The organism is Paenibacillus xylanilyticus (assembly GCF_013359935.1).
GTDB lineage: Bacteria > Bacillota > Bacilli > Paenibacillales > Paenibacillaceae > Paenibacillus > Paenibacillus xylanilyticus.
On sequence record NZ_JABMCB010000206.1, the window covers coordinates 484,027 to 507,405 of the forward strand.

At 46.2% G+C, this 23,379-nt stretch carries 24 protein-coding genes and 1 other RNA gene; 16 read left to right on the forward strand and 9 right to left on the reverse strand.

Going from position 1 to position 23,379, the window contains the following annotated elements; translation table 11 throughout:
* Positions 1–117: 117 nt before the first annotated feature.
* The 3 genes from HP552_RS34130 to HP552_RS34140 form a co-directional block, all read right to left on the reverse strand.
* On the reverse strand, positions 118–1,299 hold the full coding sequence (locus tag HP552_RS34130) for a putative glycoside hydrolase (protein ID WP_175399743.1): 1,182 nt from the start codon (positions 1,297–1,299) through the stop codon (positions 118–120).
* Positions 1,300–1,461: 162 nt separating this feature from the next.
* Positions 1,462–1,650 (reverse strand): hypothetical protein, encoded by a 189-nt coding sequence (locus HP552_RS34135; RefSeq protein ID WP_170948057.1) that lies wholly within the window; start codon positions 1,648–1,650, stop codon positions 1,462–1,464.
* Between the two features lie 174 nt (positions 1,651–1,824).
* Positions 1,825–2,646, reverse strand: a complete 822-nt coding sequence (locus tag HP552_RS34140; RefSeq protein ID WP_175399744.1) for a YitT family protein — start codon at positions 2,644–2,646, stop codon at positions 1,825–1,827.
* A gap of 302 nt (positions 2,647–2,948) precedes the next feature.
* Between HP552_RS34140 and cshA the strand changes: the two genes are divergently transcribed.
* From cshA to HP552_RS34160, 4 genes are all read left to right on the forward strand, one after another.
* Entirely contained in the window at positions 2,949–4,523 is a 1,575-nt protein-coding gene (cshA, locus tag HP552_RS34145) for a degradosome RNA helicase CshA (RefSeq protein WP_175399745.1), read from the forward strand.
* Between the two features lie 205 nt (positions 4,524–4,728).
* Positions 4,729–5,538, forward strand: a complete 810-nt coding sequence (locus HP552_RS34150; protein ID WP_175399746.1) for a YesL family protein — start codon at positions 4,729–4,731, stop codon at positions 5,536–5,538.
* Between the two features lie 51 nt (positions 5,539–5,589).
* Positions 5,590–5,781, forward strand: a non-coding RNA gene (ssrS, locus tag HP552_RS34155) — 6S RNA.
* Positions 5,782–5,967: 186 nt separating this feature from the next.
* The gene (locus HP552_RS34160) at positions 5,968–6,360 is read left to right on the forward strand and encodes a DUF1499 domain-containing protein (RefSeq protein WP_154896022.1); all 393 of its coding nucleotides are present in this window, start codon (positions 5,968–5,970) and stop codon (positions 6,358–6,360) included.
* A gap of 77 nt (positions 6,361–6,437) precedes the next feature.
* Here HP552_RS34160 and tpx read toward each other — a convergent pair whose 3' ends face one another.
* Complete coding sequence (gene tpx, locus HP552_RS34165; protein WP_175399747.1) at positions 6,438–6,956, reverse strand: thiol peroxidase; 519 nt, start codon at positions 6,954–6,956, stop codon at positions 6,438–6,440.
* A gap of 147 nt (positions 6,957–7,103) precedes the next feature.
* Here tpx and HP552_RS34170 point away from each other — a divergent pair, with 147 nt between their 5' ends.
* Together HP552_RS34170 and gltC are read left to right on the forward strand one after the other, a co-directional pair.
* Positions 7,104–7,733: a rhomboid family intramembrane serine protease gene (locus tag HP552_RS34170; RefSeq protein ID WP_175399748.1), complete on the forward strand. Its 630-nt coding sequence runs from the start codon at positions 7,104–7,106 to the stop codon at positions 7,731–7,733.
* 77 nt (positions 7,734–7,810) lie between these two features.
* Positions 7,811–8,722: a glutamate biosynthesis transcriptional regulator GltC gene (gene gltC / locus HP552_RS34175; RefSeq protein ID WP_175399749.1), complete on the forward strand. Its 912-nt coding sequence runs from the start codon at positions 7,811–7,813 to the stop codon at positions 8,720–8,722.
* A gap of 35 nt (positions 8,723–8,757) precedes the next feature.
* Here the strand turns inward: gltC and HP552_RS34180 are convergent, their stop codons facing one another.
* Complete coding sequence (locus HP552_RS34180; RefSeq protein WP_175399750.1) at positions 8,758–9,438, reverse strand: zinc metallopeptidase; 681 nt, start codon at positions 9,436–9,438, stop codon at positions 8,758–8,760.
* Between the two features lie 28 nt (positions 9,439–9,466).
* Positions 9,467–9,895, reverse strand: coding sequence for a MerR family transcriptional regulator (locus HP552_RS34185; protein WP_095288009.1), 429 nt, complete (start codon positions 9,893–9,895; stop codon positions 9,467–9,469).
* 355 nt (positions 9,896–10,250) lie between these two features.
* On the opposite strand from HP552_RS34185, the gene HP552_RS34190 reads away from it, so the two are divergent.
* The 3 genes from HP552_RS34190 to HP552_RS34200 are packed head-to-tail and all read left to right on the forward strand — an operon-like array spanning position 10,251 to position 13,516.
* Positions 10,251–11,654 (forward strand): ammonium transporter, encoded by a 1,404-nt coding sequence (locus HP552_RS34190; RefSeq protein ID WP_175399751.1) that lies wholly within the window; start codon positions 10,251–10,253, stop codon positions 11,652–11,654.
* A 33-nt stretch (positions 11,655–11,687) separates the two neighbouring features.
* A complete protein-coding gene (locus HP552_RS34195) occupies positions 11,688–12,782 on the forward strand; it encodes a DUF294 nucleotidyltransferase-like domain-containing protein (RefSeq protein ID WP_376769007.1) in 1,095 nt (364 codons plus the stop codon).
* Entirely contained in the window at positions 12,779–13,516 is a 738-nt protein-coding gene (locus HP552_RS34200; RefSeq protein WP_175399753.1) for an exonuclease domain-containing protein, read from the forward strand. Before HP552_RS34195 ends, HP552_RS34200 begins: the two co-directional genes overlap by 4 nt.
* Here HP552_RS34200 and HP552_RS34205 read toward each other — a convergent pair.
* Complete coding sequence (locus HP552_RS34205; protein ID WP_175399754.1) at positions 13,502–13,990, reverse strand: M67 family metallopeptidase; 489 nt, start codon at positions 13,988–13,990, stop codon at positions 13,502–13,504. The genes HP552_RS34200 and HP552_RS34205 overlap by 15 nt on opposite strands.
* A gap of 236 nt (positions 13,991–14,226) precedes the next feature.
* On the opposite strand from HP552_RS34205, the gene HP552_RS34210 reads away from it, so the two are divergent.
* On the forward strand, positions 14,227–14,775 hold the full coding sequence (locus tag HP552_RS34210) for a TlpA disulfide reductase family protein (protein WP_175399755.1): 549 nt from the start codon (positions 14,227–14,229) through the stop codon (positions 14,773–14,775).
* A gap of 76 nt (positions 14,776–14,851) precedes the next feature.
* On the opposite strand, the gene cimA is transcribed toward HP552_RS34210, so the two are convergent.
* Entirely contained in the window at positions 14,852–16,471 is a 1,620-nt protein-coding gene (gene cimA / locus HP552_RS34215) for a citramalate synthase (RefSeq protein ID WP_175399756.1), read from the reverse strand.
* A gap of 520 nt (positions 16,472–16,991) precedes the next feature.
* Here cimA and HP552_RS34220 point away from each other — a divergent pair.
* From HP552_RS34220 to HP552_RS34230, 3 genes are all read left to right on the forward strand, one after another.
* A complete protein-coding gene (locus HP552_RS34220) occupies positions 16,992–18,293 on the forward strand; it encodes a DNA polymerase IV (protein WP_175399757.1) in 1,302 nt (433 codons plus the stop codon).
* 117 nt (positions 18,294–18,410) lie between these two features.
* The gene (locus HP552_RS34225; protein WP_062322102.1) at positions 18,411–18,653 is read left to right on the forward strand and encodes a ferredoxin; all 243 of its coding nucleotides are present in this window, start codon (positions 18,411–18,413) and stop codon (positions 18,651–18,653) included.
* Between the two features lie 212 nt (positions 18,654–18,865).
* Positions 18,866–20,302 (forward strand): L,D-transpeptidase family protein, encoded by a 1,437-nt coding sequence (locus HP552_RS34230; RefSeq protein ID WP_175399758.1) that lies wholly within the window; start codon positions 18,866–18,868, stop codon positions 20,300–20,302.
* 74 nt (positions 20,303–20,376) lie between these two features.
* Here HP552_RS34230 and HP552_RS34235 read toward each other — a convergent pair whose 3' ends face one another.
* Entirely contained in the window at positions 20,377–20,514 is a 138-nt protein-coding gene (locus HP552_RS34235) for a hypothetical protein (RefSeq protein ID WP_164764163.1), read from the reverse strand.
* A gap of 270 nt (positions 20,515–20,784) precedes the next feature.
* On the opposite strand from HP552_RS34235, the gene HP552_RS34240 reads away from it, so the two are divergent.
* From HP552_RS34240 to HP552_RS34250, 3 genes are all read left to right on the forward strand, one after another.
* Complete coding sequence (locus HP552_RS34240; protein WP_175399868.1) at positions 20,785–21,882, forward strand: quinone-dependent dihydroorotate dehydrogenase; 1,098 nt, start codon at positions 20,785–20,787, stop codon at positions 21,880–21,882.
* Positions 21,883–22,023: 141 nt separating this feature from the next.
* Positions 22,024–22,839, forward strand: a complete 816-nt coding sequence (gene yjbM, locus HP552_RS34245; protein ID WP_175399759.1) for a GTP diphosphokinase — start codon at positions 22,024–22,026, stop codon at positions 22,837–22,839.
* Positions 22,826–23,320 carry a DUF309 domain-containing protein gene (locus HP552_RS34250; protein WP_175399760.1) on the forward strand — a complete coding sequence of 165 codons (495 nt, stop codon included), beginning with the start codon at positions 22,826–22,828 and terminating at the stop codon, positions 23,318–23,320. Before yjbM ends, HP552_RS34250 begins: the two co-directional genes overlap by 14 nt.
* The last annotated feature ends 59 nt before the right edge of the window (positions 23,321–23,379 follow it).

The window sequence follows — 23,379 nt, forward strand, 5'->3', positions numbered from 1 at the left end:
GATTTTGCCGAATTTGAACAGGGAACAGCTCCAGATAGGTGACAAAACAAATAAAAAACCTCGCTCCGCACAAGCGGAACGAGGTGAATAAAGGTGGGAAGAGTGCCTGACTTATCTTTACTTATAGTTCACACCAGAGGTGTAACGATTGGACGCATTCCAGAGCAGGTATTCATCTACATCCATATCTTTCATTGCGCGAATCTGGTCTTCAACTTGTTTTTTGCCGTATTTGATATAGTGCCCGCTGCCAAGCCAGCTTGCCGTAAAGTCTTGAATCCACGGACGAATTACCGGCTTGAGCTCTTTGGTTGGGTCGAGTTTCTTGTGTGTGTCTTCCATGGAGCCTTTGATCGTGGTGTAGGGATCCTTGTCAGGGTCCTTCACACCATACCATCCCGTTGAGTAATGGCTTGGATAGACCATTGGTGAGATCACATCCACATTTTCGGATATTTTTACAAAATCCTGACCGATGCCTTCTGCTGCAGGCACTGAGGCTGCGTAGCCGAAGATATCCACCGAAACCCGGACACCCAACGGCGCCAGTTCCTTGCGGGCGTATTGAACAAATTCCGCTACAACGTCAACCCGGGACTTATCCGTTTTGGTGTATTTGAGCTTATCTGCGCGATTCTCGAAGCCTTCTGGAAAACGAACATAGTCGAACTGGATTTCCTTGAATCCAAGCTTGGCGGCTTCCTTGGCAATTTCGATATTATAATCCCAGACTTCCTTGCTGTAGGGGTTCACGAAACTGTCGCCTTTGCCGTTGGCCCATACCGAGCCATCCTTGTTTCGGAAAGAAAGTTCCGGATTTTTTTTGGCAAGAATCGTATCTTTGAACACGACGACCCGGGCAATCGGGTAGACTTCATGTTTTTGCAGTCTTTTCATCAAAGCGTCAATATCCCGAATAAATGACTGGGATTTGCCCATTTCTTGTAGTGATTTGTTCTCTGTAGGGTAGGTTATGTATCCGAGATCGTCCTTGATATCAATGACCATGGAATTAAGCTCCGTGTTATCAATCAGATCGAGCAATTCTTTCATCCGTGCTCCACCAGCACTGTAGGCTGTAACATAAATGCCTTTAACAACGGGTGCGTCCGGCTGAGGATCAACCTTGGCAGGCGGATTGTCTGCATCAATAACGACCTGATCTTTTTGTGATTGAATAATAGCGGTGTTGAAACTGTTCGTTAATGATTGAAATTGCTGATTTCCCTGATCTGCTGTTGCAGGTGTACCACCGAAGCTTCCCATGGCCATGGCCAGTAAAGCCCAAAACATGTTCATTTCACTCCCACTCCCTTATGTGCATTCCATGATTGAATTATATAATAAAGCCTCTGGGCTTTTAACCATATTAATCAAGTAATGAAACAGCCCGGGAAAATTGAAAACCGCTTCCTGTGAGGGGGAAACCTCTCAAGAAGCGGCGTAATCAGTCAAAAAAATTTATTGAATGTAAATATCGTTCTGATGCTCACAAATACTGTACTGAATGATTTCCATTGCGTCTCCCTGCTCCAGAATGCCCAGCCCATCCCGGAGAACAATAAGTGAATCGAGCTCATTCGGTTTTAAGAAAGGGAGCATTTCCGGACACCATCTGTTGACGATTTCAAACAGTTTTACCGTTTCCATATCCACAATAATCACCCTTTCCTACTCGAATTCCAAAATGGTAAGTCATTCGGCGCGAATCGGAAAAGCATATGGCCTGTGAAAGTGAAGGGCAGATCCTGCTATACATCATATTTAGGAGCCGTGCACAATTATTATACCACAATTATATAAATTGTTAACCGTACATGTGTCTCAACTTCTGCGGAAAGAACCCATGACACCAACCGTTTCGACGATATTCACAAACGCATTGGGATCGGTTTCCTTAATGATGCGTTTAATCTCAACGAGCTCATAACGGGTTGTCACCGTCATTAACATGTCCTTTTCAATGTCGGTATATGCCCCTTGGGTTTTGATCTTCGTGACTCCGCGAGGACGAACCAGCAATTTTTTCAACATGGATTCTGTCTCATTCGTGATGATGTACAACGTCACTTTAACATGACTGATGTGGATCAGATCCAGCACCTTCCCTGTGATATAAATCGATACCATGGAGGCCAAGGCAATGTTCCAGTCATTATTCAGATAACCCGCGAGCATAATAATTGCCCCGTTCATGCCTGCCATAACCGTACCAATCGGAAAGTCCCGATATCGTGTGAAAATGGAACCGACAATATCCAATCCGCCGGTAGAACCGCCTACCCGGAAGGAGATTCCTGTGCCCAGACCTACCAAAACGCCCCCGAATACACAGCTGAGGAGAGGGTCTGTAGCCACGACAAAAACAGGCAGCAATCCAATAAACCAGGAAGTGGCTGCTACCGATACAATGCTCAATATAATGAATCGTCGTCCAAGAATAAACCAACCCGCAACGAGCAAAGGAATGTTAAGAACAAAATACATTACACTAAGATTTAAATTTGTAAAATAACCAAGAAGCATGGAAATACCGGATACCCCGCCGCTTAGCAGCTGATGGGGGACCAAAAACCAGTTAAAGCCGCAGGCTATAGCTGCAGCACCCAATATGATCACTAAAGAGTGCCAAATTATTTTGGGCAATTTAATCACCTCATTTATATTTAAAACCAGATTGCTGGTAATCTTGATTTGTTTTGTGATATAATAATTTGTGGATATTCTTGAGTAGGGAACTTTTTCCAAATGGAACGATAAAATTTGAAATGTTTCAAACAGATGTATGTAGTTTTAGTCTTATGTTGGGGACCCATTCACGAATTGTGATGATTGTGAAAATAATTTGCCCTTATGGGATACCCTATAAATATTAACGCTACTTAAGAATACAGACAACAAAGTGGATTGTCCACCATGTCCACCCTATAGAAGGAGTATGAATAATTTTGACAAATTTAAATTTCGCAGATTTCAATCTTGAACCACTGGTGCTGCAAGCCATCACCGAACTTGGGTTCGAAGAGGCAACACCGATTCAATCCAAATCGATCCCTATTGCGCTTGAAGGCAGAGATTTGATCGGCCAAGCTCAAACAGGTACAGGTAAAACAGCAGCATTCGGTATTCCGCTGATCAGCAAAATCTCCAAAAGCGACGAAAAAATCCGCGCCCTCATTATGGCACCTACACGTGAACTTGCGATCCAAGTTGCCGAAGAGATCGAAAAACTCACCCGCTTCAAAGGTTTGCGCTCCCTGCCAATTTACGGAGGACAAGACATCGTTCGTCAAATCCGTGCACTGAAAAGAAAACCACAGATTATCATCGGTACACCTGGACGTCTCCTGGATCACATTAACCGCAAAACGATCAAACTTGAAGATGTACAAACGGTTGTATTGGATGAAGCAGATGAAATGCTCGACATGGGCTTCATGGAGGATATTCAATCCATCCTTAAACAAGTTCCGGCTGATCGTCAAACGATGCTCTTCTCAGCAACAATGCCTCCTAACATTCAAAAACTGGCTCAGCAATTCTTGAACAACCCAGAGCACGTATCCGTAATTCCGAAACAAGTTAGTGCACCTCTGATTGACCAAGCTTACATCGAAGTTCCTGAGCGTCAAAAATTCGAAGCACTCAGCCGTTTGCTGGATATGGAATCTCCTGAACTGGCGATCGTATTCGGACGTACAAAACGTCGTGTTGACGAATTGGCAGAAGCACTTCAAAAACGTGGATACTCCGCTGATGGTCTTCATGGTGACTTGTCTCAAAACCAACGTGATACAGTAATGCGTAAGTTCCGTGACGGCAGCATTGATGTACTCGTTGCAACAGATGTGGCTGCACGTGGTCTCGACGTTTCCGGCGTAACTCACGTTGTGAACTTTGACCTTCCGCAAGATCCTGAGAGCTACGTTCACCGTATTGGTCGTACGGGCCGTGCAGGTAAAGAGGGTGCTGCTTGGTCATTCGTTACACCACGTGAGATCGATCACTTGCACTTCATTGAGCGTGTAACACGTCACCGTATCCCTCGCAAACCACTGCCAACGTTGGCTGAGGCTGTAGAAGGTAAACAACGTTTGACAGCTGAGCGTTTGCTTGAGATTGTACAATCCGGTGAACTGAACGAATACAAAGGTATCGCAATTCAATTGCTTGAGCAATATGATTCTGTTCAACTGTTGTCTGCTTCCCTGAAGCTCCTGACAGGTGACAAAAAAGACGCTCAAGTTGAATTGACTCCAGAAGATCCGATTCGTGCTAAACGTCGTAAACCAGATGTTCGCTCCAGCGGACGTAAACCATCTGGCTACAGCGGTAACCGCAGCGGTGGTGGCGGTGGCTACAACCGTGACCGTAACAGCAGTGGTGGCGGACGTGGTGGTTACAACCGCGATCGCAACAGCAGTGGCGGTGGAAGCAGAGAAGGTGGTTACAACCGTGACCGCAAACCGCGTCCAAGCAACAACGAAGGGCGTCGTCCTGCGAAAGATTCTTCTTTCGAATAATATGCAAGGCTGAATTGGGAAATGGGGCAGGCAACTGCTCCATTTTTTTATTTTGGAAATGTGTAATAATTCCATGGCCTTAATGGAACTGGATTAGAGGGATTGTTGATCTGTTTTCGGGAAGTACTGGCTTTTCCTATCTATAATAAGGTATATTAATATTAGACTTCAGGTTAGACGCAAGGCTGCGGAGGAGGAGAAATGTTTGGAATTTAAAGGAGCTATGGGTGGGATCTACCGGCTTACAGAGTGGATTACGAGACTGGCCGCAACCAATCTGTTGTGGGCTATTTGTTCGTCTCCGTTCTTGTTTTTCTTGATTATGAAACTGCTCGTTATGCAGCAGAATCTCGCAAATGAATCATTGCAAATGAACTGGGCTATAGCTATTGTGGCACCGCTTACACTTTTTCCGGCAACTTCGGCCCTGTTCACGGTCGTACGCAAATGGAATATGGGTGACACAGATGTGCCGATCTTCCGTACTTTCTTTGTAGGCTACAAAGAGAACTACAAGCAAAGTTTAATTGGGGGCATATTTTATACCCTGTTGTTTGCCATCATGTATCTGGATTATACAGTATACATGACACAGTTCCGCAATATGCAGCTGGTGGGAATCATTATGCTTGTGCTGCTTTTGCTTTTGTTTGTATCCCTGTTTAACTTTTTCTCGATGGTTGTACACTATCATATGTCAATCGGACTCATTATTAAAAATGCAGTGCTCTTGACATTGATCAGACCGTTTCGTGTGTTCTCTACATTGCTTGGAAGCGGGCTGTTGTTTTACATTGGATTCCGGTATCCGGTATTGTTTATCTTCTTCATTATCAGCATTATTGCCTGGTTTGCCTTCTTTAACTTCTACGCGACCTTCATGAAGATGCAGGAGCAGATGGAAAAAATGCAGCAGAAGAAGGAAGAAGAGGAGGCTGCTAAGGCCGGCGATTCTGTAGAGACCATCGGTGATGTTGAAGCAGCTGAAGTGAAAAACGATAATCTGCAAAAATAAAACATGAGTCATCACCATTTACTTTTTACACAGTTAGGGATATAATAATTGTACATCCTGCGATGTACGTTTCGGTTATTCGTTGTTTTGAACCAATGATGATGTCTTCGGGAGATCTACACAGAATGTTGCTGAAACGCCCTGTCTATACGACATGGGGACTTCAAAAAGCATTTTTGCGGTCACCCACCTGCCAAGCAGGTTCATAAGACAATGTAGCCGGACGGCATAGGCGGGTTCCTATGTTACAAGTACAGCACCCTGACGCTTTCCTCTAATCCAGGAATTGCAGGGTGTTTTTTATTTGAACTTTTTATGTTTTGACCCGTGTATTTCTGTTAAAAGCACTGTATGCCCTTTTGTTACTACTTGAACAATGTTACACTAGAATACATAAATGGAACGGTTACATTCAAAGGAGGAAGGGTCTTGACCTTAAAGAGAACGCTCGTCGGTATCATCCGCAGTATGGAGGGAACCAGCGATCGAGCCAAGGATCCCAAATTAAAAACACGTTATTATAATTTATCCAAAGACAGAGCTTGGGAAGAGGTTTCTTCGACACTGAAAAAGATTCCGGGTTATAAGGTGCTTCACGAGGTTCCTTCGGTTGGAGAGATTATTCTGGAGAAACGGACGACGTTTGGACGGACCATGGATATTACGGTTTCAGTTATTTCGGTTAGTCCGGTTCGCAGTGCGGTGGATATGTATTCAGCTTCACGCGGTTCACTTGGAGACCTGGGTTCCAATTATCGGACGATCATGAACCTGTTCTCTGTATTGGATAAGAAGCTCGCCAAATATAAGGCAAACGATTGAAATAGATGGATGGATAAACAAACAAAAAGCGAGAGAAGGTGAACCTTCCTCGCTTTTGTTCTGAACATGGAGTCCTTTTACAGCAAAGCTTTAACAGCTGCAATTGCTTGCTCGAAGTTAGGGGATTCTGTCATCTCAGGCAGATATTCCACATATGTAATCCGGTCTTCGGTATCCACTACAAAGATGGAACGCATGTCCAATTGGAATTCCTTGATCAGAACACCATAGTTTTCACCGAATGAGCGTGTTTTGTAATCGGACAATGTTACAACGCGGTCTACACCGGCTGCTCCGCACCAGCGTTCTTGTGCAAACGGGAGGTCAACACTTACCGTTAGAACGACAACATTGTCACCGAGGTCTCCAGCTTCGACGTTGAAGCGGCGGGTTTGGGCATCGCATACTCCCGTATCGAGTGAAGGAACAACGCTGATCAGTTTGATTTTGCCTGCGTAGTCTTTCAGGGATGCATCTTCAACCAGATTTTTACTCAAAGTAAAATCGGGTGCTTGATCGCCCACTTTCAGTTCGGGTCCGATCAATGTAATAGGGTTGCCTTTGAATGTGGCTGCGCCTGTACGTTCTTGTGCCATAATAATGTTCCTCCTTTAAATTGGTGATCCGTGCCAAAATCCATTATAATCTTTTATGAAAGGCATTGTCCAATTCAGACGAACAATCAATAGAATGGATCGGAATTAAAGGCAGATCTGAACAGGGTGGAGTGAAAGAAGAAGCTTATGATATTTTTACGGTATGAAAATTGGAGAAGTTACTTAAAGTTTTTCCCGCTGACGTCAATTTTTTTGATAGCCAATGTCGTTATGTTTATTTTACTTGCTGTCAATGGTGGATCGACAAATACAATGACGCTGCTCAAGTTTGGTGCTTTGACAAACCATGAGTTCTTCTCGGGAGAATGGTGGAGGTACTTCACATCCATTTTCCTTCATGCGGGTTTCAGTCATCTGTTATTTAACAGTTTCGCGCTTGTTGTATTTGCGCCACCGATGGAACGCCTACTTGGTTCAGTGAGATATGGCTTGCTGTATTTGGGTGGAGGTATCTTGGGTAACATTCTGGCGGTGGCATGGTATAACACAGCTGGAGAGGTTACGATTTCGGTCGGTGCTTCGGGAGCGATTTATGCTATCTATGGTGCGTTTCTGTATGTTGCTTTGTTCCAGCGGACGATGATGGACGAAGCCTCCCGCAAAACGTTATACACACTGCTAGCGTTCGGTATTATTTTCTCTTTTGCCATGTCGGGCATTAGCTGGATGGCTCATTTGGGTGGTTTGTTAGGTGGATTCTTCATTTATGGACTTCTCATCCGTTTATGGAAGCCGCGCAAGTTCAGGAAACAGTAAACACGTAAATAATTGATCTGAAGACGGAGTGCAGGCAAGATCTAAGTAGGGTATAGCAGATTGGAGAGATCAGGCGAGTGGAATTAAGACAGTTGCATTACTTTTTAAAAGTGGCACAAAAGGAGCATGTGACCCAGGCAGCAGAAGAGCTGCATGTCGCACAGTCCGCGGTGAGTCGCCAGATTCATCAACTGGAGGAGGAGCTGGGAGTTGACCTCTTTATGCAAAAGGGGAGAAATTTGCAGTTGACCGCAGTTGGGCAGCTCTTCTGCAAACGAATTGAAGGCATACTGAAGGATCTGGACAAAGCAGTCGGAGAGGTTCATGAGTTTTTGGACCCGGAACATGGTGAAATTCGCATTGGTTTTCCTCATAGTCTTGGTATTCACCTGATTCCTTCGGTTGTGGCCGCATTTCGTCAGCGTTATCCCAACGTCAAATTCAGATTTAAACAGGGCATGTTTCCCACACTCATACGTGATGTGTTGTCTGCTGAGGTGGATCTAGCCTTTATATCTCCTTTTCCGGAAAAGCATGATCAGGTTGCGGGTGATATCGTGTTAACCGAAGAGTTGCATGCGATTCTCCCCCCGAATCATCCGCTTGCGGGCGAAGATGAGATCGCGCTTGACCAGCTCAAGGATGATAAGTTTGTTTTGTTCAGCAAAGGATACTCACTGCGCCCGATTGTCTGGCATGCCTGCCTTGAGGCTGGATTCACGCCGAAAATTGCCTTTGAAGGTGAAGAGACGGATACAATTCGAGGATTGGTTGCTGCGGGAATGGGAGTGAGTCTGCTGCCCGAAATGGCGCTATTTCAGACCAATCCGCTGCAACCGGCTCATGTGGCGATCTCTCATCCCAAAGTAACACGAACAATCGGGCTGATCCATCGCGCGGATGACAAACTGCCACTTGTGGCACAGTCCTTTCGTTCGTTTTTGCTTAATTATTTCGGTTTACAACAAAACAATACCCCATCCGAATAACGGTGGGGTATTGTTTTGTTATGGTTGTATTTAATTTAGTCACGACTGTTGAAAATCCCGATGTAACGGATCAATTCGAGTAGTGAAATCAGTGCAGCGGCAACGTAAGTCAATGCTGCAGCATTCAGTACCTTGGCAACGCCTTTTTCCTCTTCGTTACGAATGTAACCTTCCGATACCATAATTTCACGAGCACGATTGCTTGCGTTGAACTCTACCGGCAGCGTGATGAGCTGGAAGGCAACGGTAACGGAGAAGAAGATAATACCGAGACCAACAAGGTTCATTGCGTTGAAGATGAAACCGGCGATCAACAGAAAAGGTGCAAGTCCGGATGCGAAGTTCACAATCGGGAAGATCCGGTGGCGAAGTGCCAGCATCGGATAGCTTTCCTTGTGCTGTATCGCATGGCCGACCTCGTGACAGGCAACGGAAACAGCTGAGATTGAATTTTCATAATATACAGGTTCGGACAATCGAACAACCCGATGAATTGGATCATAGTGATCGGAGAGTGCACCGCGTACCGGTTCGATTGGAACATCATGCAGACCGTTTGAGTCCAACATGTGGCGAGCGGCGTCATAACCGGTCATACCGTTCAGGTTTTTGACATCAGACCAACGGTTGAATGTACTCTTAACGCGGAATTGCGCCCATAAGGAGAGCAAAAAAGCGATAATGATCAAAACGAACATACCGTTATTAAAACTCATATTCATTCCTCCGCTTTCTAATAGTAAGCTACATCATGGTGTTCTCAAGCAAGATTTTCAAGGCTTCCATCGTACCGGCGCTTTTCGTGAGCAGGCCTGCCATCATCTTGCGTGCTTGTACAGGCTTCATCTCCCCAAGCAGCGGTTTGAGTTCATTAACCTCTCGTTCGAGTTGTTGAACATGGAGCTCAAGAGTTGTCAGTTTGCTGGCAACCTGCTCTTCCGTGCTAACGAGGCTCCACTTCTCAAGAGATTGCTTGATCTCGTCGAGACTATATTTCTCTTGTTTCATCTGTACAATACGTTCGAGCCTAGTTAAAGTTTCATTACTATAGAGACGATAGTTCTTTTCTGTCCGCTCTTCAGGAGCGATCAAACCAAGCTTCGTGTAGTAATCAATCGTCCGTTCACTCACACCAGCGGTCTTGGCAAGTTCGCCAATCCGAAACAGTTTCATATCCCCAATGGTATTCACCTCGCTTGCCAGTTCTAATGTAGGGAATTGTAGATTCACCTGCGGCTTTACAGACTCCGCCCCATTCTTTTCTTCCTATATAGTTATGATACATGATCTTTAACCATACAGTCAAACGTTATACTTTAACGCCCAGTAAAACTGCGTTTCTATAACTATGTACTCATAGGACATGAATATGTACTTAAGTGCAAGAAAAAGACGCATGACTTTATTCCCAGAAATAATTTTCGGTTTTGTTTAAAATACTCTTGTCAACTTTCCTGTCTTCTGCTTATAATGACATTAAGAGTTTCACGTTATGTGAAGAAACTTAACATACGAGGGAGTGGGGTACATGAGAAAGAAATGGTTGGTTTCGGTGTTATTAATGCTTACTTTACTGGCTTTCCCGGTCAGCGCGTTTGCTGCAGCGGAGGGGCCGACTAACATCGAACTTCAAAGCGGTCTGAACTCAGCCTTTACGTTTCTGGCTGTTGTGCTGGTTTTCTTAATGCAAGGGGGATTTGCTTTATTGGAAGCAGGTTCAACACGAATGAAGAATGCAGGACATATTGCGGGTAAGACGATCCTGACATTGGGAATTTCGGTTATTGCTTTCTGGGCTCTCGGCTTCGGTCTCGGCTTCGGTAATGGTAACAGCTTCTTTGGAACAACAGGATTTTTCCTGAGTGGTGACCAAATGGCTGCTTCCTTCGAATCACTGGCCTTCTCCGATGTTCCACTTACCATAAAATTTGTATTCCATCTCGCTTTTGCGGCGGTATCTCTGGCCATTGCCTGCGGTGGTATGGCTGAACGTGCAAAAATGAGCGTATATATTGTTTTCGGAACACTTTATACCATTATTATGTATCCGGTTGTTGCTCACTGGGTATGGGGTGGCGGCTGGCTCGCAGAGCTGGGTATGCAAGACTTTGCAGGTTCCACTGTCGTTCACTTGACGGGTGCTACGGCTGCGTTGGTAGCTACAATTCTTTTGAAACCACGTATCGGTAAATATAATAAAGACGGTAAACCTAACATCATCCCGGGTCACAACCAAGTGTATTCTGTACTCGGTGTAATCATCCTCTGGATTGGTTGGTTTGGCTTTAACCCAGGTAGTACGTTGTCTGCCATGGGCGATGGATTCTTCGGTTATGTTGCATTGACTACAAACGTAGCTGCTGCTGCTGGTGGTGTTGCTGCACTGCTGATCTCGTGGGCAGTTCTGGGTAAATCGGATATTCCAAGCATGCTGAACGGTGTTCTTGCAGCACTCGTAGCGATTACAGGTGCTTGTGCCTTTGTAGAACCTTGGGCAGCTCTGGTCATCGGTGCATTGGCAGGTATCATTACATTCTTCACGGCTCAATTCTTTGATCGCAAAGGAATTGACGATCCAATCTACGCTTTCTCCGTTCACGGTATCGCTGGTATGTGGGGAGCGATTTCCACAGGATTGTTCGCAACTCCGGAGCTTGCTGAGAATGCAGGGGTAGGTCAAGCGGGTCTGTTCTACGGCGGTGGATTCCACCAGCTCGGAGTTCAACTCCTAGGTCTGGTAGGCGCATTTGCCTTCGTACTGATTGTCTCCTTCATTATTCTTGGCGGAATGAAAGCCATTATGGGTATCCGTGTTACAGAAGAAGAGGAAACCATGGGTCTGGATCTTAGTGAGCACGGTACTTACGGGTATCCTGAGCAAATGAAAAACATTGAAGGTAAATCCAATGGAGGCGGTACGTTCAGCTCCTGAGGTGAATGATGACTGAATCACGCTTCAAGGAGGCTGGACATGATGGAACCTATCCCGTTTATAAACCATTCTTGGTCCTATCAGGGGATCGATGGTGCGGCTTCTTCCGAGGAGCTGCGCCAGGCGCGTGTAGTTTTGCAGAATGAGCTCCAGGAATTGTTGTCCGCTTCCTTGTCGCCGATCGAGTGGTACCAAACGGTAAATGAACTGCATGACCGGATATATCGGAAAGCAGTAGAGTTATGCATCCAGGGGATGGTAGAGGACGGCTTCGGTCGGCCTCCCGTCCCCTATGCCTTTATCGTATTTGGCAGTTCGGGCAGGGAAGAAGCAACATTATGGAGCGATCAGGACAATGGCATGATTATCAGTGATACCCCGCATGAGGGGAAAGAAGCGTATTTTGCCGAACTTGGACGACGAATGGCTGATATGCTTGAGGAATTGGGTTATGCCAAATGTGAAGGGAAAGTCATGTGTTCGGAGCCGTTATGGCGTAAGACACTTGAATCCTGGAAGGAGCAGCTCAGGGAGTGGAGATCAGATCTGGCATGGGAACCTGTGCGGAATCTGATCATTGCTTCGGATATGCGTTTTGTGGCAGGGGAGCGAGGTCTGGCAGAGGAATGGGTTGCGGCGTTCTATGATGGATTCAGAGCCGTTCCTGAGCTATCTGATGCTGTTCTGCGCAATACGGTTAAACACAAGGCGACACTTAATATTCTCGGTCAGGTGGTCACGGAACGATTCGGTGAGCATGCAGGCGGATTTGACGTCAAATATGGATTATATATTCCGCTGGTGAACAGTGCGCGTTTTTTGGCATTGCAGCATGGAATTAGGGAAACGTCCACACTTAAACGAATTCAGAGACTGGTTTCGCTGGAAGCTGTCCCTTTGACCTTACTTGATGCAGCCGGTCGGGCCTTCATGATTGCACTCAAGTTTAGACGCAGCACACCTGTTGTAATCAGAAGTGGATTGCAGCAGAGCAGTGGGTTTCTGGATGAGAAACAAATGAAACAAAAACAAATGCATTATGAGCTTCGGGATACGTTAGGGCAGGTGCGACGCGTGCATCGTGCACTGCAAAGACAACTTCGTTTTGCAGAAAGGAGACGTCCATGAGAGAGCCGGCAAGGGGCAATACTGGATTTTGGAATTCGCTGCGTCAGGGAGGGGTACCTTCTGCCATCGCTTCCATTATGGGGGCCCCAACGGCGCAACACATGGCGTTCATTCGCTCAATGATGAGGGAGCAGCGCAGACCGGAAGTTCTTCATACGCCGCTGAATGAATTGGATGCTGTTGTATTTGATCTGGAGACGACAGGTTTTTCTCCCCAGCATGGAGATGAGATTCTTTCATTCGGCGCTGTGCGCATCAGTGGTGGGGTGGTGCTGGAAGGGGAACATTTTTATACGCTCGTGCAGTCCAAAACTGCGGTTCCCGAACATATTACTGAGCTTACAGGCATTACGCAGCAAATGACTGTTGAAGCACCTTCCCTGTTGGAGGGCTTGCATGATTTTATGTCATTTGTTGGAGGCAGTGTACTGGTTGCACATGCAAGTGCACATGATCGGGCCTTTCTGAATGCAGCACTGTGGCGCACCTCCAAGGTCAGGCTGACACATCGGCTGATTGATACCATGATGCTGGCTCGCTGGCTGGAGCCGGGTCGACCAGGTTATGGTCTGGATGAATTGCTGGAATCAAGAGGTATACCAATTTATGGACGACATCATGCCTTGGAGGATGCCAAGATGACGGCGCAGCTGTGGTCATGCTATCTGGAGGATATGACTCGTAAAAATGTAGAAACATTGGGTGACTTGTACACTCACTTAAGTCACGCATAATTGTGCCGGCTGAAGATGATATAACTTTTGCTGTTCCGCCTTGCTAGGGTAATCAAGATTTGACTGGATCTGATAGCCGTTTAAGCGCATCTGTTGGTCAGGCCTGACTGTCAGGTTAGGAGAGCCGATCAGATACACCTGAAGTAATCCGGCGTAAGCTGGAAGGGCGATAAGATCCTCGATGGACGGTACTGGCTCGGTTCGTGGATGGGAGTGGAAAATGCCGATGAGCTGGGGCTCATGGAATACACACCGAATCCATGCTGCATCATCCAGACTAAAGTGATGCAGCGGGTTAGGCGCTACGTTACGAATTGGCTGAAACCGACTGATTCGTATGCCGCCCGCTGCGGCTTCACCCAGCACAACCCCGCAGGCTTCCTGCGGCAGCGAAGTGTACATGTGCTTCAACATCTCTTGCTCTACGGAAGAAGGGATGAAGAATGTGTTTTGCTGTCCATGAAGTGCTGCCATTTTGTATTCACCCCTCTCTCTTTGGCTCCTGCTTAGGCAGGAGTCCTTTTTTTGTTTCAATTTGTGTGATCCCTGATTGTAAAATTTTAAAGGAAAAGGGTACAATAATAAAGAAAGTATTTTGAATCAATGGAATAAGGGTTCCCCAATGCGCAAATGCCGATAAGAGAACTTGACTTCTCACAATGAAGTAAATAAGTCATTAATATGCTGATACTATAAAAGGGTGGCTGGCCATGAAACGGAACATCTACATACTCCTTGGTGTTATATTGCTGATTGGGGTTGCGCTCGCTCAAAATGCGGATAATGGGATCGCTGCAGTGTTTAAACAAGAGGAACCGCTTCCTACTGAAACGGGACCGAGAGCGGGATTGCTGGCTCCAGGGTTTTCTCTAAAAGGCATGGATGGAAAAACGTATACTGCAGGAGGAGCCAAGGAAAAGGCTGTATTTGTCAGCTTCTGGGCTTCCTGGTGTGAACCCTGTAAGGAAGAAGCGCCTGCGCTTAATACCTTGGCTGCGAAGTACAAAGACAAATTGGATATGTATGGAGTCAATGTGACCCCTTACGATAAACTAAAAGATGCAAAGGCTTTTGTGGAGGAGTACAAACTGACGTTCCCCATATTGCTTGATGAAGATGGTGCAGCCTATGCAAAGTATAATGGTGTAGCTTTTCCCACAAATGTATTGATTGATAAGAATGGTGTGATCCAGGAAGTTATTCTCGGCATTTTGCCTGAAAAAGAACTGGAACGCAAGATTAAGGATGTAATCAACTAAGTACATGCAATAAAAAGCGCCTGACTCCATATGATTCTGGAGACAAGCGCTTCTTTTATTTTCCGGGAAATAAGCACTAATGGTTGCTTAATCCGTGAAAGGCGGTATGGACTACACCCGGCTCGTCCTGTAATTTTTCCTGAAGCAGGGCATAACGGAAACTGTGAACAAGGGCTTCCCAGCTCGCTTCAATGACGTTTTCGGAAACGCCGACAGTATTCCATGTATTCTCTGTATTTTTGGATTCAATTAATACACGTACTTTGGCTGCTGTTGCATCTTTCTCGTCCAGCACACGCACTTTATAGTCGGAGAGGTGCATGTTGGCTAGCGAAGGGAAGTATTGGACGAGTGCTTTCCGAAGGGCATTATCCAATGCATTCACCGGACCGTTGCCCTCAGCAGCGGTATAAACGCTTGTTCCAGCCACATTCAGTTTCACAAATGCTTCGGAGACAACGGATTTGCCGGCTGTTTTTTCCACAAGCATTTTGAATGATTCAAATGTAAACAGTTCCTTCATATCTCCGTTCGCTTCGCGAATCAGCAGCTCCAGGGAAGCATCTGCCCCTTCAAACTGATAACCCTGATGCTCCAGATCTTTGATTTTCTCGATGATCTGGCGTGAATTGGCACTGCTTGGATCGAACTCCAGTCCGAGTTCCTGAGCTTTGGAAACGATGTTGCTCTGTCCGGCCAGTTCGGAGACGAGTACACGCTGTTTGTTCCCGACAAGTTCAGGCACGATATGCTCGTAGGTACGGGAATCGCGCAGGATGGCAGAGACGTGAATGCCGCCCTTGTGGGCGAAAGCTGCATTACCTACATAAGGCTGATTGATCGGCATGTTCACATTGGCAATCTCGCTGACGTAACGGGCTACATTTGTAAGTTGTCTCATGGAATCCTCGGACACACATTCATATCCGAGCTTCAGCTGCAGGTTCGGAATAATGGAGGCGAGATTGGCATTGCCGCATCTTTCTCCATAACCGTTCATTGTGCCTTGAACCTGTCTGGCACCGGCTTGTACAGCACTTAGCGTATTGGCAACAGCGAGCTCACAGTCATTATGTGTGTGAATGCCGAGATGAGCTTGAGGAAGGGTTCCAGAGAGTCTGGAAACAATCTCATACACTTCATGTGGCATCGTACCACCGTTGGTATCACACATCACGAGCCAGTCTGCCCCTGCCTCATGAGCTTTGGTTAATACAGCTTGGGCATACTCCGGATTGTGCTTGAATCCATCGAAGAAGTGCTCAGCGTCGAAAATGACTTCCATTCCATTTTGTTTCAAATAAGCAATCGAATCATAGATCATAGACAGATTTTCTTCCAAAGTGGTCTGCAGGGCGGTATGCACATGGAAATCCCACGATTTGCCCACCAATGTTGCTGCCTGTGCACCGGATTCGATCATCCGTTTCAAGTTGGCGTCTTCGCTGGCAATGCTTCCTTTACGACGAGTGCTGCCAAAGGCAACTACCTTGGCATTCAGGTTTAACTCCTTAACTCTTTTGAAAAACTCAATGTCCTTGGTGTTGCTGCCCGGAATTCCGCCTTCAATATAATGAGCACCCAGGTCGTCGAGTTTCTTGGCAATTTTGAGCTTGTCATCTGCCGATAAACTGACACCCTCCCCTTGTGTGCCGTCACGTAAAGTCGTATCGAAGATGGAAATGGCCTTTGACATGAAGATCCTCCTTTGAAATAAAGCGCTTTTTTAAAAAGTTTAATTGTAAGTTGGGAAGCGTGCGAACTAATTTGCGGACGAATCCTTCGATTCTGCAACGCTACACTGTGTTAAATTAGGTGCGTTGATTTGTCCTAAAGTCGTGAATTTGTATAATTAATTATTATAGCACCATTATGGACAAATGCTACACAGAAATCGCAGTTTCATGTAACAAATATCAAATTACGAATATAAGATATGAGATCCATGTCAAAATTTATGATATATTTAAGTTTAACTGATAAATGGGATATATGGAAAATCGGAGGGGTATATTTGACTATTGTATGGGAGAATATGATTTTAGCCTTGATTGCCTCTGTTCTTTTTGTAAGTGTGGGATGGTTGATTATTCGCTCGATCATCAAATCCAACCGAAAATAAAATCACGTGACTGATTTTACATAATGACCTTGGTATAATAGAAATAGATTATATGATGTTTCATTAAATAAGATGCACGAAAGGGCGGAGGAACATGTCTTCAGATGGAACTCATTACACCAATGTGGATCGATATTATCCTGCCGCCGGAAGGGTCATTTTGCATGTTGACATGAACGCTTTTTATTGCTCGGTGCATGAAGCTGAAGAGCCGGAACGATACAGAGGTAAAGCAACAGCTGTTGCAGGCAGCAGCGAAGTGAGAAAAGGCGTGATTGTAACGTGTTCTTACGCTGCTCGGAGCAGAGGCATCTCCACAGGCATGGTAGTAAACCAGGCGATGAAGAAATGTCCGGAATTGATCGTCATTCGTCCCGATTTTCATTTATATCGTCGCTACTCAAGAGAATTTATGAAAATAGCCTATAGCTACACACCGCTTTTGGAGGCGACTTCCATTGATGAGTGTTACCTGGATATCACCGGTTCAAAACAATTCGGCACACCCATGGAAATTGCGGAGAGTATCCAGCGCAGAATTCGGGAGGAACTGGGATTGCCGTGTTCCATCGGAATTGCACCCAATAAATTGCTGGCCAAGATGGCCTCTGATCTGAAGAAACCTAACGGCATTTCCATCTTGCGAATGAGGGATGTACCTCAAATCCTTTGGCACAGACCCTGTAATGAGTTGTTTGGGATTGGCAAAAAGACGGCTGAGAAGCTGAAAAAGCTGGGCATAGAAACCATTGGACAGCTTGCAAAATCGGATGAACGCATGCTGACGGATGTTTTTGGCATTAACGGTACCTGGCTGAAAAATTCGGCGAATGGCATTAACCATTCATCCGTTCAGGCAGAACGGGAAGCGAACAAATCCATCGGGCATACCACTACACTTCCTGCGGACATTAGCGAGATGGAGGATGTACACCGGGTACTGCTTAATATAAGTGATCAGGTGGCCAGGCGTTTGCGCAAGCATGAGATGCTGAGTCAGGGCATACAGATTACGATCCGTACACCGGACATGAAGACCATCACGCGATCACGAATGATGGAAGTCCCTACGGAGGATGCAACGATTATATACCGGGAAGCCTGCGCTTTATTTGCGAAGCATTGGAGCGGGGGGAAGCCTGTACGAATGCTGGGAGTAACGCTGCAAAATCTGATTCCTCGTGAGGAATCCGTTGTACAGCTTGATCTGTTTGAATATGAGCAGAAGCCGAAAAAGGAAAATCTGATTCGCATTATGGATCAGCTGCGTGACAAATTTGGAGAGAATGCTGTTGTAACCGCGGGCATGCTCGGAGATGACCCTTCCGTGTTGCTTCGCAACCATAAGGTGAGGGGCACCTCACTGCAAAAAGATAACTTGCAAAGTCTCGATTAAATAGGGCATAATATAGTCTTGATGTTGTGAAAATAATTTGTAATTACTTTTACTTTGTATTAATATGTTTCTAGATAAAAACACTGTACGTTTTGAATTTTAGGAGGAGAGATTGTAATGAGTAAGTATACTTGGGTTGAAAAAGACACATGTATTGCATGTGGTGCTTGCGGAGCAACAGCGCCTGACATTTATGACTATGACGATGAAGGTTTGGCCGAAGTGATCTTCGATGGCGACGCCAACCAAGGCATCAAGGCGATCCCGGACGACCTGTTCGATGATATGCAGGATGCTTGCGATGGCTGCCCTACAGATTCCATCAAAGTTGCAGACGAACCTTTCAACAAAGAAGGCTAATCCACTCCATATACCATTAAAAAGCACATTCTTCTGTCTTGGGACAGGAGGACGTGCTTTTTTTGATGCTCTGAAATTGGTTCAATGGATTTAGACGTATTTTTTTGTCGAAAGTACAGCCTCACCCGGGTACTCAAGTCCTATGGATTTCATTCCTTACTATGCCGATATAATAGAAAGAAACGGAAAAAGGCATAACAACGGAGGATCGGATGCAGAACACTCATCTAAGAACATATGTTAAGAAACATCCAGATAATAAAATGGCCTGGTATTTGCTCGGCAAGGAGTATGTGCGCGAAGGCCAGGAAGGCAAGGCCAATTATTGTTTTCAGCAAGCAGGTGAGGTTTACGAAGCGTTTGAACGGAGTAAGGCTCCTGCAGACATTTGGGTGGATTATCAAAACAAGCTGGTTGAGATGGCGGAACAAAAGGAGAAGAAGCACCGTATTCGCAAAATGTGGCTTACTCTGCTGATGCTGCTTGTGCTTGCAGGATTGCCGCCTGCAGATGCCCCTGGCTTCAATCGAGATGCAGCTGAAACGCTGGCTACCGCATTGGAATCTGTAGGTGATTCAGGTGAGGAGCCATTATCGGGGGGGCAGGAAGAACAAACCGTTCCTGTATCCAATTCAAATGTGTTTACAGCAGCTGGGTTTGGTGGCAGTCATCAGGGAGAAACAGCGCTGGCTGCCGCCTGGTCAGGGGCCGGACCTAAAGTGGAGACATCGGCAGTACTGGGTATGCAAATGACTGACAACTGGGCGTTATGGAAACGGAATATGCCGGTGAAATATATCGTGCAGACCAACAGCAGCGGCAGGTTAACAGCGCAAAGTTATGATGCGAAGCAGTGCAACTGCGAACCTCCGGAAGTTTCGAAGGACATAAAGCTGTTGGCACAAGCCTGGACCGCCAAGCAGGAATCAGCGGCGTCGTTGTCCAGTGCGATCATTACATATCAAAAGAAAAAGGGTACTTGGCCCAAAAACGTGAGCCAGCTTGCACAGCCTTTTCCAAATAATATCTTGGGCGAGACTGCACCCGGAATGACTGAAATGTTCCCGTCATTACTCTCGCTGCATCAACAAGGGAAGGGGATTGCAGGTCAAGAAACAAATGATGCACAAGCTGGACAATCGGATTCTCCGCAAGCTGGCAGCCCTTTTGCAGATACACTTGGAGGGAAGCTCTTTTTGCAGGATCAACTGGAGATTGTGGTAGACAAAAGCAACCATAGACTTGCGCTGATTAGCGGGAAGACCATTATACGTAATTATGAGGTCGGACTGGGGGGAGAACGCACACCCGAAGGAACTTTTGTCATTACAGACAAGGTTGTGAATCCGAATGGCCGCGCCGATGGTGAATTCGGAACACGAGGCATGCAGCTGTCGGATACGAATTATGCCATCCATGGGACCAACGAGCCAAACAGCATCGGGCTGGATGAATCCCTTGGATGTGTGAGAATGAGTACAGGGGATGTGGAGGAATTGTTTGCGCTTGCCCCTCAGGGAACCCCGGTACGGATTGGAACAGATCTGCTGCCAGACACCATCCTTGTTCCGGAAGCGAAGGATCGTTATCAGTATACGCTTGTTCCGAAGCAAAACAATCCAAACAAGACGTATCACTGGCTGAACTAGGCTGCTGTTTAACTGTTCGTTAAAGCATAAACAACCGGGTCATTATGTACGGAACTGGCAGTCGGTTTGACCATTTACATGTTGGCGATAATGATCAGTGCGCCGATGATAATGATTAATCCGATGACGCTGGCCGCTGTCCAGGCAATGGCTTTCCGATTGACTTCTTCTTTCTTTTGCTGCAATGCAGGCGGTTTACGTTTGGGAGCCATGGGCTGTTCCTCCTTCGTTCATTAGAACTGGTATAATGTAACCATGCTCCCATTGTAAAGAATTCAACACTTCATTTCCAGTATGCGGGTGTATTTCTTCCGCACAGATTCAAGTCGCTTCGGGGTACAGGCAAAATGCTGCTGTCTATGCGCAAACTACTTTCCTTTTGATGAAGAAACGGATAGACTTGTGTATAGAGTGTTTTTTTACATATGAAAAAGACGGGAAAGCATATTTACAGCGTACCGGACGAGAACGGAGTGAGTGATTTGTTATACAGAAGTCTTGCTAAACCCTTGTTGTTCAAAATGGACCCTGAACAGGCCCATCATCTGATTATTGGTGGCCTTAGCGGCATGGGCAGTATTCGCCCGGTGCCTTCTGGTTTGCGTGTGATGTATGGCGTGCGTGAAACGGAAGACTTGGCTGTCGATATGTTTGGCTGTCATTTTCCTACACCAGTGGGCCTCGCGGCAGGTCTGGACAAAAATGGACAGGCTGTAACGGGTTTCTCATCCATCGGATTTGGGTTCATGGAAGTGGGCACCGTAACACCGCTCGCACAGCCAGGCAACGAGCAGCCTCGCCTGTTCCGTCTGCCTCCCGATGAGGCATTGGTCAACCGGATGGGTTTCAATAACCTTGGTGCGGAAGCGATGGCAGGTGAGTTGGCGCGTCTGAAGGAACGCCGGATTCCCGTAGCTGTCAACATCGGCAAAAATAAGGCAACGCCCAATGAGGAAGCCCATCTGGATTATGCCAAATGCATCCGTGCGCTGTATGAATATGCTGACTTGTTTGTGGTAAATATCAGTTCACCAAATACACCGGATCTGCGTAACCTGCAACATGGGAATGAATTGAAGGAATTGCTTGCTGCGGTGATGAGCGAAATGGAGACACAGCATGCGAAAGCAGGTGGATCGGTCAAATCGGTTTTGGTCAAAATTGCACCGGACGTCAACGATCAGGAGCTTGAATATATGGTCAGCACGATCGCAGACAGCGGTGTTGCCGGCATCATTGCCACCAACACGACGATTAACCGGGAGGGCCTGTCCCATCAGCATGCCAAGGAGACCGGCGGACTGAGCGGCAAACCGCTGCGTGATCGCTCTACGGAGATTATTCGCCGAATTTATCGCCAAACCGAAGGGAAACTTCCGATCATTGGTTCGGGGGGGATTTTTACGAGCGAAGACGCCTACGAAAAAATTAAGGCTGGAGCAAGTTTGGTGGAAATATACACGGCTCTGATCTATGAAGGTCCTGAGGTGAATCGGCGTATTCATGCCGGATTGCGTGAGCTGCTGCGCAAAGACGGTTATCGTCATATCTCCGAAGCTGTTGGTGCAGAGCACGCATAAGAAATAAGAAGGATAAGAAGTTCCCCGGAGCGAAAATATAGAAGCTTGGAAGAGAGTAATAAGTACGGGACTCTTCCCCCCGCTGAACATCATGTATAATAGACTAGAACAGGGGACGCTATAGAGACAGGAGGCATAAGCATGGACGGTAGAGACTGGGGTACATTTTTACTTCCTTATGAACAAGCGGTAGAGGAATTAAAAGTCAAATTCAAAACGATGCGAGCGGAACTGAAGAAACGGGAAGAATATGCCCCGATTGAATTCGTTACCGGTCGTGTCAAAAAAATATCCAGCATTCTGGAGAAATCCAGACGTCTGAATGTGCCACTAGATCAGGTAGAGACGGGAATTGAGGATATTGCGGGAATCCGTATTATGTGTCAATTCGTGGATGATATTCGCAGAGTGGCGGAGTACATTCGCGGACGCAAGGATTTAACGGTTTTGATTGAAAAGGATTATATTACGAACTTTAAAGAGAGCGGTTATCGCAGTTTCCATATGATTATTGAATATCCTGTTCAGACAGCTCTGGGACAGAAGAAGGTGTTGGCCGAGATTCAGATTCGGACGCTTGCCATGAACTTCTGGGCCACGATTGAGCACTCGCTGAGCTATAAATATCGGGAAAGTCTGCCGGATGATATGCGGGCAAGGTTGAAGAAAACCGCTGAAGCCGCTTTTGTATTGGATAATGAGATGTCAGCAATCCGCCTGCAGATTTTGGAAGCGCAGAAGGAGTTTGAAGATGATTCAAACATCGTCTCCAAGACGTTGTCCATCATACATCAATTGTATTTCTATCATCTCGTCAACGAGGCTATTGAGGCTCAGAAGCGCTTTAACGACTGCTGGGAGCGTCATGATATGGAAGCGCTGAAAGACTTGCTGGACGATGTGAAGGCACTTTTGAATTCGGCCAGGAAGGGCGAAAATCCCGATGAGCAGCTATGAGCCGCTTTATGTGGATTATCTGATCTATTTTAACCGTGATCAGGACTACTTCGAATGCCATGAGGTACTGGAAGAGCTTTGGCTGGAACGGGATCGGGATACCTTTTATAAAGGATTATTACAGATTGCGGTTGGCTTATATCATTTCAGGAACAACAATCTTCGCGGAGGACGGATGATGTTACAGAGTGCGGTAGAACTGCTGGAGCATTATCCTGAAAATGCAAGAGGGATTGAACTCGGGAAATTGGTTGAGGAAGTGAAGGAACTGGTTCAAGGACTATCAGGTCCTGATCCAGAGAATGTTCCATACAGGGATCTAACCATTCAGATCTGGGATAAGGCACTGCTTGACGCAGTTCAAGAACGATCTCTGCAATTGAAACCCAACATTCCGCAACGACGCAGTCCGACCCGAGGGCGCATCTATGAAGAGAAGATGAAGGCGTTGCAGCAGGAACAGAATTCGAACGGGAAGTAAAATTAGAGAAATTGACATCATGGATATACGACATAACACAAATCACCCCGGCAGATCCT